This is a genomic window from Mycobacterium shunyiense, assembly GCF_058270035.1.
In genome coordinates this window covers 13,548-27,372 of sequence record NZ_JBZDPT010000009.1, presented here as the reverse complement: position 1 = coordinate 27,372, position 13,825 = coordinate 13,548, and the positions used below count along the sequence as shown (strand labels likewise).

Here is a 13,825-nt window from a genome sequence, read left to right as displayed (position 1 = left end):
CGAACGGAAGCCACTACTCGCTCAGCTGGTAACCGAGCCGGTCTGCCAGCTTCTGCAGCAGGCCGATGGCCGCATCGGCGATCACGGTGCCAGGCGGGAAGATCGCATTCGCGCCGGCAGCGTAGAGCTCGTCGAAGTCCCCGGGCGGGATGACCCCGCCGACGACGATCATGATGTCGGGTCGGCCCACCTCGGCCAGCGCGTCACGCAGCGCGGGCACCAGGGTCAGGTGCCCCGCGGCCAGTGACGACACCCCGACCACATGCACGTCGTTGTCGGCGGCCTGACGGGCCACCTCCTCCGGGGTGGAGAACAGCGAGCCCACGTCGACGTCGAAACCGATGTCGGCGAACGCCGTTGCGATCACCTTCTGGCCACGGTCGTGCCCGTCCTGGCCCATCTTGGCCACCAGGATCCGGGGCCGACGGCCGTCGGCCTCGGCGAACTTGGTCACGAGCTCGGTTGCGGTAGCGATGTTGCTGCCCTTCCCCACCTCGTCGCGGTAGACGCCCGAAATGGTACGGATCTCGGCCTGGTGCCGCCCGTACACCTTCTCCAGGGCGTCGGAGATCTCGCCGAGGGTGGCGTTGGCGCGGGCGGCATTGATGGCCAGGGCCAACAGGTTGTTGCCCAGTCCGTCCTCCCCCGCAGAACCTGTCGCCTCGGCGGCACGGGTCAGCTCGGCCAGCGCGGCCTGCGTTGCCGACTCGTCGCGGTCGGCCCGCAGCTGCTGCAGTTTGGCCAGCTGTTCGGCCCGCACCCGGCTGTTCTCGACCTTGAGGACCTCGATCTCCTGGTCCTCTTCCACCTGATACTTGTTGACACCGATCAGCGGCTGGGCACCGGAGTCGATCCGTGCCTGGGTCCGGGCCGCAGCCTCCTCGATGCGAAGCTTCGGGATGCCGTCGCTGATGGCCTGTGCCATGCCGCCGTGCTCGTTCACCTCGTGGATATGGGCACGCGCCTTGTCGGCCAACTGATGCGTGAGCCACTCGACGTAGTACGAACCGCCCCACGGGTCGATCGGCCGGGTGGTCCCCGACTCCTGCTGCAGCAACAGCTGGGTGTTGCGGGCGATCCGCGCGGAGAAGTCGGTGGGCAGCGCCAGCGCCTCGTCCAGGGCGTTGGTGTGCAGCGACTGGGTGTGCCCCTGCGTGGCCGCCATCGCCTCGATACAGGTTCGGGCGACGTTGTTGAACACGTCCTGCGCGGTCAGCGACCAGCCCGAGGTCTGCGAATGGGTGCGCAGCGACAGCGACTTGTCGTTCTTCGGGTCGAACTGCGCCACCAGCTCGCTCCACAGCAGGCGGCCGGCCCGCAGCTTGGCCACCTCCATGAAGAAGTTCATGCCGATGCCCCAGAAGAAGCTCAGCCGCGGCGCGAACTTGTCGATGTCCAGGCCGGCATCGAGGCCGGCCTTGATGTACTCGACACCGTCGGCCAGCGTGTAGGCCAGCTCCAGATCGGCAGTCGCCCCGGCCTCTTGGATGTGGTAGCCCGAGATCGAGATCGAGTTGAACTTGGGCATCTTGGCGCTGGTGTAGGCGAAGATGTCCGAGATGATCCGCATCGACGGCGTGGGCGGATAGATGTAGGTGTTGCGGACCATGAACTCTTTGAGGATGTCGTTCTGGATGGTCCCGGCCAGCTTCTCCGGCGGCACCCCCTGCTCCTCGGCTGCGACGACGTAGAGCGCCAGGATCGGCAGCACAGCGCCGTTCATCGTCATCGACACGCTGACTGTCGACAGGTCGATGCCATCGAACAACTGGCGCATGTCGAGAATGGAATCGATGGCCACACCGGCCATTCCGACGTCACCCTGTACGCGCGGATGGTCCGAGTCGTATCCGCGGTGGGTGGCCAAGTCGAAGGCCACCGAGAGGCCCTTCTGCCCGGCGGCCAGGTTGCGCCGGTAGAACGCGTTGGATTCGGCAGCAGTTGAGAAACCGGCGTACTGACGGATGGTCCACGGCTGGTTGACGTACATGGTCGGGTACGGCCCACGCACGAAAGGCGGTGCCCCCGGGAAGGTGTCGAGCGGGTAGCCGGCGGCGACCGCCTCGTCGCGGTCGGCGGCGATGTACACCGGCTTGACATCGATCCCCTCGGGCGTGGCCCAGGTCAACTGCTCGGGGGTGTAGCCATGCGCGGTCGCGGCCGCCGCGACGTGCGTCTCGACCGCTTCCGGAGTGGCGGGCTCACCCGCGCCTTCGCCGTGCAGCGGTACGTCCGCGAAACTTCCGATTCCAGTTGTGGCAGTCATCTCAGGCCCCCAGTCCGGTGAGCAGGTTCGACAAAGCTTCGACCGCATCGATCTTGGCGGTCAGGTATCCGTCCGGCTTCGAATCAGCCTCGGCGACAGCTTTTTCCGGGCCGGCCAGCAGCACCTGACGCACACCGGCCGCATGTGCAGCGGCCACAGCTGCGGAGGCCTCGGCACCGTAGCGGGCGTCGCTGCCACACAGCACCGCCACCGTCGGGGCACCGGCATCGGCCACCGCCGCGGCAACCGCGGCCGCCTCGACGGTCCCGGGGTTGACCGCCTCGATTCCGCCGGACGCCAACAGGTTCGACGCGAAGGTGGTGCGGATGTTGTGCTCGGCCAGCGGACCCAGCGGCAGCAACACAACCTTGGGCCGTGCCCCGGTCGATGCCAGGAACGCATCCGAGCGGTCCCGCAGCGCCTCGAATCCGGCTGCGTACCGCGCGATGGACGACACCGACGATCCCTGCGGCAGCGGCTGTTCGTCGAGGTTGGGGAATTCGTTGACGCCGGTGATCGCGGTGCGACGGTGCGCGACATCGTCACTGCGCCGCGCAGCGACCTCGGCGATCTGGGCCGCGATGTAATCGCGAGCGGCGACGAACCCGCCCCGCGCCTCGATGTCCTGGAAGTGCGCCCACGCCTGTTCGGCCAACTGAGCCGTCAGATCTTCGACGAACCACGAGCCACCGGCCGGATCGAGCACCTGACCGATGTGCGACTCCTCCAACAGCAGCAACTGGGTGTTGCGGGCGATGCGCCGCGCGAAGGTCGCCGACGTCCCGTCCAGTCCATCCGGAATCGCCGCGTCGAACGGATGCACCTGCACGGTGTCGGCACCCCCGACACCCGCCGCGAACGCGGCCAGGGTCGTGCGAAGCATGTTCACCCACGGGTCGCGCTGGGTCATCATCGGCAACGAGCTCACCGCGTGAATGCGCGCGGCTCCGGCGTCATCTGCAGTGTCGGCCCCGACCACCTCGGCCACCCGCGCCCAGAGCTGCCGGGCAACGCGCAACTTGGCGATCGTCATGAACTGGTCGTCGTCGGCGGCGTAGCGGAAGCTGATCTGCCGCAACGCATCCGGCGTCGCCACCCCGCCGTCGCTGAGCAGACGCAGGTAGGCGACCGCCGCGGCGATCGATCCCGCGAGCTCCCAGGCGGCGCTCGAGCCGAGGTTGTGGAACGCCGGGCCGTCAACCGTGATCGCCCGCACTCCCCCGCCGTGGCCGGTGAGCTTGGCGACGGTGGCCGGCAGGTCCGCGCCGTCGGTGGCGGGCCGGCCGGAAAACGGCGCGGTCAGCGGGTCGACACCGAGGTCGATCGACAGCCGCGAGCGCTGGTCCTCGTCAAGGTTTCCGAGCAGCGCCAGCACCGCGTCGGCCGCTGCCGCCAGGTCGGCACCGGCGCTTTCGACGCCTTCGAAGATCACCGGCACCAAGTCCAGGAACACGCCGTCGAGCAGACGGTCCAGCTCGCCCAGGGCGATGCCGCCCTCGTCGCCGACCCGCAGGGAGAGCGCGCTGGCGCCCTCCGTCAAGGCCACCAGGACCGCACCGTTGACGGTGCCGACGGCGGTACCAGGGACAGCCGGGAAGCTTTCGACGACGCGCCATCCGGACTTCACGTCGCGAAGGGCATCGCCGCCGCGCACGAACGGCCACTGTCCCGGCAGCGCGGACTCGGGCACTGCATCGAGGGTCGTGTAGAGCGGCCGGATCGCGAAACCCTCGTAGGTCTGCGAATCCAGTAGGCGTTCGGGCTCGGCCGGCAGATCGGCCACATCCCGTCGGCTGCTCTTGGCCAGCACTCCGGCGACTGCCGTCCGCCACTGCTGTCGGTCCGCCTCGACCGCGCTAGTCCCCTGTAACGACACCCGCATCTCCTGTTATCGCAGCGTGTGACCTACCTACTTGACCCTCAGGCTAAATGATCGCCGTCACGGCTCTGACCGCTGGTGGGTGGACTCGCGGTTACACCCAGCGGTCAATGGTGCCTTCGCCCCGTACTCTTGGAAGACGTGAAACCCGTCGTCAGGACCCTGCGCGTGCTGCGCGCCGCGGTGATCTCGACGGTTTCCCAACTGCCGCCCCGGCGGATCGTGGGCCCGCTGGCCGGCATTGTGATTCTTGTCGCAGTCGCCGTACTGATTCCGTTGCCGACCGCGATGCAGATGCGGGACTGGGCCACCTCCGTGGGTCCCTGGTTCCCACTGGCTTTCCTCGGTGCGCACATCATCATCACGGTCTTCCCGTTCCCGCGCACCGCATTCACCCTGGCTGCGGGCCTGCTGTTCGGGCCGGTGCTGGGTGTGGCCATAGCCGTGGTGGCCAGCGCGGTGAGCGCGGTCCTCGCATTGTTCTTGATCCGCGCTGCCGGTTGGCAGCTCAATCGCCTGGTCCCGCACCCCCGGATCGACTCGCTCGATACCCGGCTGCGCCAGCGTGGCTGGCCGGTGGTGCTGTCCATGCGATTGATCCCGGCGGTGCCGTTCTCGGTGCTGAACTACGCGGCCGGCGCGTCTGCGGTGCGGGCTGTCCCCTACGCGCTGGCGACGCTGGTGGGGCTGTTCCCCGGCACAGCGGCCGTCGTCGTCCTGGGCGACGCGTTGACCGGGAACATCAGCCCGGCACTGGTCCTGGTGTCGTTGAGCACCGCCGCACTCGGCGTGGCCGGCTTGGTCTACGAATGGCGCCTACACCACCGCGACCGGCGTGCGAATCAATCCGCCGACAAGACACACGAACGCGCCGTCACGGGCTGACGCCCCCGCTGTCGGTCGCGAGGACGCAGCACCTTGCGGGTACTAAACATTTGTTTACAATAGTAAACGTGGGTTCACCATCTGACGATCGAACCGCGCGGGCCCGGATTCGTGACGAGGCGTTGCGACTGTTCGCCGAACGCGGCGCCGACGCGGTGACGATGCGCGACATCGCTTCCGCTGCCGACGTTTCCCCGGCGCTCCTGGTCCGGCACTACGGCTCCAAGGATGGACTCGTGGCGGCGGTCGACGAGCACGCTGTACGCAGCCTCGAAGCGGTGCTGACGCAGGTCACCGAACGGACCGCACAGGATGGCCTCGGACCGTCGGCGGTGCCGACGATGCTGGAGAGTCTCGCCACCCACCTCCCCCCGGACTCTCCTGTGCCGGCCTACCTGAGCCGCCTGCTGACGACGGGTGGCGCGGTCGGATCGGCAGTGTTTCAACGGCTCTACGGCATCAGCAGGACCGCGCTGGACGGCATGGTCGCAGCGGGTGTGGCAAGTCCCGGCGAAGACCCCGCAGTGCGGGCTGCAGTTCTGATGGTCAACGACCTCGCGGTGCTGACGCTGCGGACGCGCATCACCGAGACGCTCGGCGTCGACCCGCTCTCCGCTGCCGGGATGAAGCGCTGGGCGACAGAAGTTTTCGCAATCTACCGCGACGGTCTGAAGTCCTGAGCAGCGAAAAGAGACGAGGAGGAGACAACCTATGGCCACAATCCCTGATCTCGGCGCCCGACTCCTGCGCAACCGCCGGCTGGTGCGTGCTCCGATCTGGCTCTACCGGATGCGCGCCGGGGCACTGTTCGGCTCGAGGATGTTGATGCTCGAACACGTCGGTCGCACCTCGGGCGCGCACCGCTATGTCGTGCTCGAAGTGGTGGGCCGGCCGAGTCCGGACACCATCGTCGTGGCGTCAGGGTTCGGCACAAAGGCCCAGTGGTTCCGCAATGTTGTTGCAAATCCGCAGGTCCGGGTGTGGCTCGGCAGTCACCGTCCGGCTGCCGCTACCGCTCATGTGCTGGACCAGCAGGCTGTCGACCAGGCGCTGGCCGATTACCGCACAGAGCATCCGAAGACGTGGGGGCAGTTCAAGCTCGTTCTGGAAGAGACGCTGGGCCAACCGATCACCGATACCAATGCACCGCTGCCGATGGTGGAACTACGGTTGCAGCCTCGCCACTGACAGACGTGCCCCTCAGCCGGGTGGCGGTTGGATACGCACCTGACGCCGGGTGGGTCGGTGCGCGACCATGATGCCGACGGTCACGCACGCCTGCACGCCGCCGGTCGGTGACGGATCGACGGCCCAATCACGTTGTCCCGCATCCTCGAACAGTGCGACCGCGTTCGCGCCGGCGCCGGTACTGAACCGGGTCTGATAACGAATTCCACGGTGGCGGCCGGTGGCGAAGAAGGCCGCGGCCCAGGCCTGCGGCAGCTCATAGTCCGGGCACGTACCGAGCTCACGGGTCATCCCGACGAAGGAAGCCGCCCGCGCCGCACATGCGTTGGCCAACCATCGGGCCGCAGGCACCCGCACCCGCGACACCACCGTGCGGGCCGCGGCGTCGAACGTGACCACACCCTGCCGTACCAGATCGTGGCCGAAACGCTCGCGCAGCGCCGTCATGACATCGGTTGCCAGATAACAGGTTCCGTTCGGCGGGACTAGATCGAAGCGACCGCTCAGATCTGAGGAGAACCACCACGGCGACTTGCCCACGGTGTGGGCCCGATACAACAGGTGGTCGATGCGCAGCCGGGACCGCGGGAACCCGGAGACGTCCGGCGGTGAACCGAGCGCGGGCCGCTGCCGGCTCATGCGCTCCAACTCGCCGCGGTCTCCCGGGCCATGTCGATCACCGTTTGCGGATCCCCACCATCGCGCAGCCAATCCGCGGGACAGGATCCGTCGAGTCGCTCACTGGGTGCCCGCATCCACAACGCGGCCATCCACGGGTCATCGGTGCCCTCGGTCAGCACCGTCAGCACGTCACGCAGAGACGGAATCGTGGCACCGCTGTCGAGAAACTGCCACGTCGGGTACACGACCCCGCCATCGTCGAGCGGGCAGGCCAGGATCGCGTACCGCGCCACCTTCTGGTGCAGGGCCTGGCGGGTGACGCCGAGCCAACGCGTCAACCCTGCCGTGTCGTAGAACGGCCCGGTGACCTCGTCGAACACGTGCCCCAGCGGCAATGCCGCCACCATGGCCTCGGCGATCTGCTCCGGGTCGCCGAATGCCTCAGGGCCCAGGCTCGCCTCGTCGGCCCGCCGCAACCGCTCGTGGACCTTCTGCCCCACCGAACGCATGATCTGGCGCTCGAACAGTGCGAGATCGGTCATTGCGGCCTCCCAGACGCGTCAACTACGTCAAGTCTACTGCGTCAAGGACGTCAAGCAACGAACGCGACCACTACGCGCGGTGCGCGCCACCTTCGAGTTCATTGGGCGGCATCCCCGGCGGCGTCCCCAACGGCTGCTGTGCCGGCGGAGCACCCAGGGGCGGCGTCGTCGCCCTGGCCTCGGCCTCGGCCTTCGCCACGGCACGTGCGATCTCGGGATCGGTCTCGGTGTTGAACCACTCGGCGACTTCGTCGCTGTCGTCCTCGGGCTTGGGCAGGTCCTCGTCGACCGGCGGCGGCGTATACCGGAAGACACCGTCCTCGCCGGGCGCACCCAGCATCTTGGTGAAACCCTGCAGCGCCGAACCGAAGTCGCTGGGCACCAGCCAGACCTTGTTCGCCTCACCCTTCGCCATCTGGGGCAGCGTCTGCAGATACTGGTACGCCAGCATCTCCGGGGTGGGCCGGCCCGCCTTGATCGCGGCGAACGTCTTCTCGATGGCCTTGGCCTGCCCCTGTGCCTGCAGGTACTGGGCTGCGCGTTCACCCTGGGCGCGCAACATCCGCGACTGCCGGTCGGCCTCGGCGGCCAGGATCGCGGCCTGCTTGGCACCCTCGGCGGCCAGGATCTGCGACTGCTTCTGGCCCTCGGCCTGTTTGATCGAGGATTCCCGAACGCCCTCTGCGGTCAGGATCATGGCCCGCTTGTCGCGGTCGGCCTTCATCTGCTTTTCCATCGACTCCTGGATCGACGGCGGCGGATCGATGCTGCGCAGCTCGACACGCGCCACGCGCAGCCCCCAACGGCCGGTGGCCTCGTCCAGCACCCCGCGCAGCTGGGCATTGATCGAGTCGCGTGAGGTCAGCGTCTGCTCCAGCGTCATACCGCCGACGACGTTGCGCAGGGTGGTGGTGGTCAGCTGTTCCACACCGACGATGTAGTTGCTGATCTGGTACACCGCAGCCTGCGGGTTGGTGACCTGGAAATAGACCACGGTGTCGATGTTGAGCGTCAGGTTGTCCTCGGTGATCACCGGCTGCGGCGGGAAGGACACCACCCGCTCACGCAGATCCACTCGCGCCCGGATCCGGTCGATGAACGGCACCAGCAGCGTCAACTGGCCACTGACCGTGCGGCTGTAGCGGCCCAGCCGCTCGATCACCGCTGCCTCGGCCTGGGGAATGAGCGCCACTGATTTCGCCACGATGATGATCGCGAACACCACCAGCACGAGCAGCAAGATCAGCCCGGCTACAGCACCTTCCATGGTGGATCCCTCCCTCTAGGTCCTACCTCGTTTACGGAGCTACTACATCGCCTTGAAAACCACCGCGGTGGCGCCGTCGATCCTGACAACGGTCACGTGATCACCCGGTTCGTACACATCGTTGTCGTCGAGCGGCCGCGCCGTCCAGACCTCGCCGTCGAGCTTGACCTGCCCCTCGTGCTGTCCCACCCGGTCCAAGACCAGCGCAGACTTGCCCTCGAGCGCCTTGACGGGCTCGGGGAGCCCCCGGCCGGCCTCGAAACGGCGCCGCAGCGCAGGCCGGACCAGAACCAGCAAAAGCACCGACACCACGAGAAACACCAGACCGTCACCCCAGAGTGGCAGGTCGAACAGCCAACTCGAGCCCGTCGCGGCCAGTGCACCGCCGGCCAGCATGAGCAGGAACATGTCACCGGTCAGCGCCTCTGCCCCGGCGAGACCCAGCGCCAGAATGAGCCAGATCAGCGGAAGCGGCATACGCCCACCCTAGCGAATACGACCCGATCGGCGACCGACAATTACACTGCCAGGATCATGTGGTGTCCAAGTGCGACTCTTTCGATGTGGGCCAACGCCTGGCTTGCCGGCGCGGCCGCGCCCGACGACGTCCTCGACGCGTTATCTCAATGGGCACCAATGCATTCTGTGACGGCCTACGACTCGCAGGCCGCCGTCCGTACGGGGCTGCCCTGGCCCGAGTTGGAGGACTCGGGTTCGGTGTCGTTGCTGCAGACCTTGCGCACCGCCGTCGGCCGGTCCGGCACCCGGCCCTCGATCAGGGTGGCGTTGCCGGTGCCCGGCGATGTCCGCGGACTGCCCCCGGGATCGCAGTTCCAGCGCGACGCACTGAGCGTGGGCGAAGCGGTGCTGGTGACCCATGACGAGCTCGACGGCGTCGGACTGGTGCCGGAGTTCGAGTATTTCGAATTCGACGACGTGGAAACCGAATCCACCTTCGAGCCCGAGCCGAGGGCGCTGTCGTGGACCGTGTACTCACTGCCTGTTCTGCCACCGCCCCAGCACCACGATCTCGGCGAGGCCGAGTACGAGTTGCGGTCAGCGGTGCGCTCGGCGGCCGACACGCTGGTCACCTTGCGGGCCGGTGTGGGGGTAGATATCGAGGATCCCCGTGGCATGGTCGAGGACATCCTCGAGGCCGGACGGATGCACCGCATCCCCGACCACGCCCCCACCCGGGCCCTACGCGTGTTGGAGAACGCTGCCCACGTGGAGGCGATCATCACCGTGAGCTCGGGCCTGATGCCGATCGGCCTGCAGAGTTCCTCGGAGGTTCAGATCGCCGGCGACGCCATGCGACCGCTGGCACAGGTGGTGCGCTCGGCGCGGTTGGCCGCACTCGAAGCGATCCTGCAATCCGCTTGGCGGGACTAACCTTCGGTCGGTGTCCCACAGCAGTGCGGTGAGCACAGCGCACCGTTGACGCTGAACCCGTAGCCAGGCACCGGCTCTGGACCGGCGGCCCGCAGCGGCGCCGCACCGGTGCGCAGCTCCTCGATCAACCCGGCCGCCAACCGAGCGAAACGTTCGTCGGCGTTCGGGGTGCTTGCCCGCGCGAAGGCGATACCGGCCTGTTCGGCCTGCAACCGGAGTTCGTAGTCGAGATCCCACACCACCTCGATGTGGTCGGCGACGAATCCGATCGGACAGACGATGACCGCCCGGGTTCCGTTCTGGCCCAACACAGTCAGGTGATCAGCCACGTCGGGTTCGAGCCACGGGATCCGGGGCGGTCCGGACCGGGACTGCCAGACCTGGTCGTAGTCGTCGTAGCCCGCGGCGGCGGCCACCAGCCGCGTCGCGTAGCCGACCTGCCGACTGTAGAGGGCAGGGCCGTGCCGCTCGTCGGCGGCGATGGGCACCGAGTGCGCGGTGAACACCAGTCGGGCCTCGTCACGTAGATCGACCGGCAACGTGGCGGCCGCGGCCGCGATCGAGTCGGCGAACATCTCCACCAACAACGGATGGTCGAAGTACTGGCGCAGTTTGACCAGTTCGGGTGCGTCGGGCCCGGCCGCGGCCCGCGCCCGGGCGATGTCCTCGACGTACTGGGTGCAGCTGGAGTAACCGCCCCAGGCCGACGTGGTGAACACCGCTGCCCGCCGGATTCCGTTGTCCCGCATCGCCGCAACAGTGTCTTCGACGTACGGCTCCCAGTTCCGGTTGCCGAAATAGATGGGCAGGCCGGGCAACTGGAGACGCAACTGCTCGATCAGCGCCCGGTTGATCCCGTTGATCGGTGACACCCCACCGAAATGCAGGTAGTGCTCGGCGACGTCGGCCAGCCGCTCGGCCGGGATACCACGCCCCCGGGTGACGTTCTCCAGGAACGGCATCACCTGCTCAGGCGCCTCCGGACCGCCGAAAGACAGCAGCAGGACCGCGTCAAACTCCATCAACTCGAGTCCCCTCTGCGGCGGAATACAGGTCAGAGCAGCTGGGTGCTGGCGCCGCCGTCGGCGTAGACGATGGTGCCGGTGGTGGCGGGCAGCCAGTCGGACAGCAGTGCGCACACGGTCTTGGCGACCGGCTCCGGATCCTTCATGTTCCAGCCGACCGGTGCACGCTGATCCCAGCCCTCTTCGAGCAGCCGCATCTGGTCACCGGCTTCGGCACCGAGCGCACCGCCGACGATCGCACTCATGGCCAGGGTCCGGATCGGGCCCGCCGCCACGAGGTTGGAGCGCACACCGAACGGTCCGGCCTCACGAGCAACGAACCGGTTGACCGACTCGAGGGCGCTCTTGGCCACGGTCATCCAGTTGTAGGCCGGCATCGCGCGGGTCGGATCGAAGTCCATGCCGACGATGCTGCCGCCCTCGTTCATGATCGGCAGAGTCGCCTTGGCCAGCGAGGCATAGGAATAAGCCGAGATGTGGATGCCCTTGGCGACGTCCTCGTAGGGGGCGTCGAAGAACGGGTTGACACCCATACCGGTCTGCGGCATGAAGCCGATCGAGTGGACCACGCCATCCAGCTTGTTGCCCTCACCGATGACACCGGAGACACGCTCGGCCAGGCTCGCGAGGTGCTCCTCGTTCTGCACGTCGAGTTCCAACAAGGGAGCCGGACTCGGAAGTCTGTCGGCGATGCGCTGGATCAGCTTCATCCGGTCGAACCCGGTGAGCACCAGCTCCGCGCCGGCCTCCTGGGCCACCTTGGCGATGTGGAACGCGATCGACGAGTCCGTGATGATCCCGGTGACGAGGATGCGCTTGCCTTCGAGCAAACCTGCCATTAGTGCGACTCCTTCTTGGGGAAAGTTTCAGTAGACCAATATGTTTGGGTCAGATCCAGGTGGATCAGTGCCCCATGCCCATGCCACCGTCGACGGGGATGACCGCACCGGCGATGTAGCCGGCGTCCTCGGAAGCCAGGAAGCTCACCGCGCCGGCGACCTCTTCGGCGGTGCCGACCCGCTTGGCCGGGATGAACTCGAGGGCACCGGCCTGAATCCGCTCGTCCAGGGCGCGGGTCATCTCGGTGTCGATGTAGCCCGGGGCCACCACGTTGGCGGTGACGCCGGCCTTGGACAGCTCCCGGGAGATCGAGCGCGCCATACCGATCAGGCCGGCCTTGGCGGCCGCGTAGTTGGCCTGGTTGCCGATGCCCCACATGCCGGAGACCGAGCCGATGAAGATGATGCGGCCGAAACGCTTGCGCTGCATGCTGCGCGACGCCCGCTGCGCCACCCGGAATGCTCCGGTGAGGTTGGCGTTGATGACGTTCTCGAACCGCTCCTCGGTCATCCGCATGAGGAACGCATCCTGGGAGATGCCGGCATTGGACACCAGCACCTCGACCGGGCCCTGGTGCTCCTCGACCTCTTTGAACGCGCGGTCGACGGCCTCGTTGTCGGTGACGTCGCACACGACGCCGAACAGCCCGTCGGGTGCGCCGGACCCACGGTGCGTGACGGCCACCTTGTGTCCGTCGGCGGCCAGTCGCTGCGCGATCGCCAGGCCGATCCCCCGGTTTCCACCGGTGACCAGCACGGAACGGGGAACGAAGGCCGGCCGGCCGGTGGATGTCTCGGTGTCGGCTTCGGAGACAACAGCGTCACTCATGCCCGCCAACTTATCTCCTCACCAGCATGGTCTGAAAATCGCGTCGCCGGTGAGGACCGCAGTCCAGGAAGGCGCGATCGCGGCTCAACCGGGCAGTCTGCGGTTGATCAGCAGCGCCGCCACCCCGGCGACGGCCAGCAACAACGCGCCAAGCCGCAGCCAGCCGAGGCTGGCATCGCCCTTGATGGTCTCGTAGCCGATCTGCTGCTGCAGCGAGGTGAACACCTGCTTGAGCTGTTCCAGGCTGGACGCGGTGAACGCGTCTCCGCCGGACAGCTTGGCGATCTTGCCGAGCATCTCGTCGTCGACCGGCACCGGCTGGCGCTGGTCGTTGATCTCGACGTAGCCGTAGGGCGTACCGAAGGACACGGTGGAGATCGGCACGCCCTGGTCCTTGGCGGTGCGCGCCGCGGTATAGGCGCCCTTTGGATTGTCCGGGTTGGACGGCACCGTCTCCTTGCCGTCCGACATCAGCACGATGCGCGCGGGCGGCTTCTCGTCGCCGCCGCCGATCACCGCGCCGACGGTGGCGATCGCCTGCAACGCGGTGAAAATGCCTTCACCCGTGGCCGTGCGGTCGGCCAACTGCAGCTTGTCCAGACCGTTTTTGGTGGCCTCACGGTTGGTGGTCGGCTGCACCAGCACCGTCGCCGTACCGGCGTAGGCGATCAGGCCGAGGTTGATCCCCGGGGTGAGCTGATCGGCGAACTGCTTGGCGGCCTCCTGCGCGGCGGCCAGCCGGCTGGGGGCGACGTCGGTGGCGCGCATCGACTGTGACACGTCGATCACCAGCATCACCACCGCGCGATTACGCGGAATGCGCACATCGTGGGTAGGGCCGGCCATCGCGACCGTCAGGAGCACGAGCGAGGCAGCCAGCAGGGCGGCGGGCAGGTGCCGCCAACGCGTCGGCTGCTTGGGCGCCACACTTTCGAGCAGCTCCATGTTGGCGAACCGCAGGATCCGCTGCTTGCGTGCGCGCTGCACGATGACGTAGTACGCCATCAGGCCGAGCACCACGAAGAGGAACAGGAACCACCAGGCGTGCGCGAAACCCGTCAGGCTCATCGGACCGAGAATCGGTAAAGTCAT

General features: G+C 67.4%; 14 protein-coding genes. 4 read left to right on the top strand and 10 right to left on the bottom strand.

The window, feature by feature from the left end; genetic code table 11:
* Positions 1–13: 13 nt before the first annotated feature.
* Together scpA and mutA are read right to left on the bottom strand one after the other, a co-directional pair.
* Entirely contained in the window at positions 14–2,266 is a 2,253-nt protein-coding gene (scpA, locus tag AC4ELS_RS07950; protein WP_064883534.1) for a methylmalonyl-CoA mutase, read from the bottom strand.
* A 1-nt stretch (position 2,267) separates the two neighbouring features.
* Positions 2,268–4,148 carry a methylmalonyl-CoA mutase small subunit gene (mutA, locus tag AC4ELS_RS07945; RefSeq protein ID WP_448447752.1) on the bottom strand — a complete coding sequence of 627 codons (1,881 nt, stop codon included), beginning with the start codon at positions 4,146–4,148 and terminating at the stop codon, positions 2,268–2,270.
* 138 nt (positions 4,149–4,286) lie between these two features.
* Between mutA and AC4ELS_RS07940 the strand changes: the two genes are divergently transcribed.
* The 3 genes from AC4ELS_RS07940 (at position 4,287) to AC4ELS_RS07930 (ending at position 6,218) form a co-directional block, all read left to right on the top strand.
* Positions 4,287–5,030: a TVP38/TMEM64 family protein gene (locus AC4ELS_RS07940; protein WP_498883226.1), complete on the top strand. Its 744-nt coding sequence runs from the start codon at positions 4,287–4,289 to the stop codon at positions 5,028–5,030.
* Positions 5,031–5,098: 68 nt separating this feature from the next.
* Positions 5,099–5,710, top strand: coding sequence for a TetR/AcrR family transcriptional regulator (locus AC4ELS_RS07935; protein WP_498883225.1), 612 nt, complete (start codon positions 5,099–5,101; stop codon positions 5,708–5,710).
* Between the two features lie 31 nt (positions 5,711–5,741).
* Entirely contained in the window at positions 5,742–6,218 is a 477-nt protein-coding gene (locus AC4ELS_RS07930) for a nitroreductase family deazaflavin-dependent oxidoreductase (RefSeq protein WP_498883224.1), read from the top strand.
* Positions 6,219–6,230: 12 nt separating this feature from the next.
* Here the strand turns inward: AC4ELS_RS07930 and AC4ELS_RS07925 are convergent, their stop codons facing one another.
* The 4 genes from AC4ELS_RS07925 to AC4ELS_RS07910 all read right to left on the bottom strand — a co-directional run bounded on the left by AC4ELS_RS07925 (position 6,231) and on the right by AC4ELS_RS07910 (position 9,125).
* Positions 6,231–6,857 carry an RES domain-containing protein gene (locus AC4ELS_RS07925; protein ID WP_498883223.1) on the bottom strand — a complete coding sequence of 209 codons (627 nt, stop codon included), beginning with the start codon at positions 6,855–6,857 and terminating at the stop codon, positions 6,231–6,233.
* A complete protein-coding gene (locus AC4ELS_RS07920) occupies positions 6,854–7,381 on the bottom strand; it encodes a hypothetical protein (protein ID WP_448447759.1) in 528 nt (175 codons plus the stop codon). Before AC4ELS_RS07920 ends, AC4ELS_RS07925 begins: the two co-directional genes overlap by 4 nt.
* Before the next feature lie 70 nt (positions 7,382–7,451).
* Entirely contained in the window at positions 7,452–8,648 is a 1,197-nt protein-coding gene (locus AC4ELS_RS07915; protein ID WP_064883545.1) for an SPFH domain-containing protein, read from the bottom strand.
* Between the two features lie 42 nt (positions 8,649–8,690).
* On the bottom strand, positions 8,691–9,125 hold the full coding sequence (locus AC4ELS_RS07910) for an NfeD family protein (protein ID WP_064883547.1): 435 nt from the start codon (positions 9,123–9,125) through the stop codon (positions 8,691–8,693).
* Between the two features lie 57 nt (positions 9,126–9,182).
* On the opposite strand from AC4ELS_RS07910, the gene AC4ELS_RS07905 reads away from it, so the two are divergent.
* Positions 9,183–10,040, top strand: a complete 858-nt coding sequence (locus tag AC4ELS_RS07905; protein ID WP_064958604.1) for an Rv1486c family protein — start codon at positions 9,183–9,185, stop codon at positions 10,038–10,040.
* Here AC4ELS_RS07905 and AC4ELS_RS07900 read toward each other — a convergent pair.
* The 4 genes from AC4ELS_RS07900 to AC4ELS_RS07885 form a co-directional block, all read right to left on the bottom strand.
* Positions 10,037–11,062, bottom strand: a complete 1,026-nt coding sequence (locus tag AC4ELS_RS07900; RefSeq protein ID WP_064883552.1) for a ferrochelatase — start codon at positions 11,060–11,062, stop codon at positions 10,037–10,039. The two genes, AC4ELS_RS07905 and AC4ELS_RS07900, sit on opposite strands and share 4 nt — an antisense overlap.
* A 32-nt stretch (positions 11,063–11,094) precedes the next feature.
* A complete protein-coding gene (gene inhA, locus AC4ELS_RS07895) occupies positions 11,095–11,904 on the bottom strand; it encodes an NADH-dependent enoyl-ACP reductase InhA (RefSeq protein WP_064958603.1) in 810 nt (269 codons plus the stop codon).
* 64 nt (positions 11,905–11,968) lie between these two features.
* Positions 11,969–12,733 (bottom strand): 3-oxoacyl-ACP reductase FabG1, encoded by a 765-nt coding sequence (gene fabG1 / locus AC4ELS_RS07890; protein ID WP_064883556.1) that lies wholly within the window; start codon positions 12,731–12,733, stop codon positions 11,969–11,971.
* 84 nt (positions 12,734–12,817) lie between these two features.
* Positions 12,818–13,825 carry a VWA domain-containing protein gene (locus AC4ELS_RS07885; RefSeq protein WP_064958601.1) on the bottom strand — a complete coding sequence of 336 codons (1,008 nt, stop codon included), beginning with the start codon at positions 13,823–13,825 and terminating at the stop codon, positions 12,818–12,820.

Coding starts and splice junctions, on each gene's coding strand:
- scpA (WP_064883534.1), bottom strand. CDS start 2,266: ATGACTGCCACAACTGGAATCGGAAGTTTCGCGGACGTACCGCTGCAC.
- mutA (WP_448447752.1), bottom strand. CDS start 4,148: ATGCGGGTGTCGTTACAGGGGACTAGCGCGGTCGAGGCGGACCGACAG.
- AC4ELS_RS07930 (WP_498883224.1), top strand. CDS start 5,742: ATGGCCACAATCCCTGATCTCGGCGCCCGACTCCTGCGCAACCGCCGG.
- AC4ELS_RS07925 (WP_498883223.1), bottom strand. CDS start 6,857: ATGAGCCGGCAGCGGCCCGCGCTCGGTTCACCGCCGGACGTCTCCGGG.
- AC4ELS_RS07920 (WP_448447759.1), bottom strand. CDS start 7,381: ATGACCGATCTCGCACTGTTCGAGCGCCAGATCATGCGTTCGGTGGGG.
- AC4ELS_RS07915 (WP_064883545.1), bottom strand. CDS start 8,648: ATGGAAGGTGCTGTAGCCGGGCTGATCTTGCTGCTCGTGCTGGTGGTG.
- AC4ELS_RS07910 (WP_064883547.1), bottom strand. CDS start 9,125: ATGCCGCTTCCGCTGATCTGGCTCATTCTGGCGCTGGGTCTCGCCGGG.
- AC4ELS_RS07905 (WP_064958604.1), top strand. CDS start 9,183: ATGTGGTGTCCAAGTGCGACTCTTTCGATGTGGGCCAACGCCTGGCTT.
- AC4ELS_RS07900 (WP_064883552.1), bottom strand. CDS start 11,062: ATGGAGTTTGACGCGGTCCTGCTGCTGTCTTTCGGCGGTCCGGAGGCG.
- inhA (WP_064958603.1), bottom strand. CDS start 11,904: ATGGCAGGTTTGCTCGAAGGCAAGCGCATCCTCGTCACCGGGATCATC.
- fabG1 (WP_064883556.1), bottom strand. CDS start 12,733: ATGAGTGACGCTGTTGTCTCCGAAGCCGACACCGAGACATCCACCGGC.
- AC4ELS_RS07885 (WP_064958601.1), bottom strand. CDS start 13,825: ATGACTTTACCGATTCTCGGTCCGATGAGCCTGACGGGTTTCGCGCAC.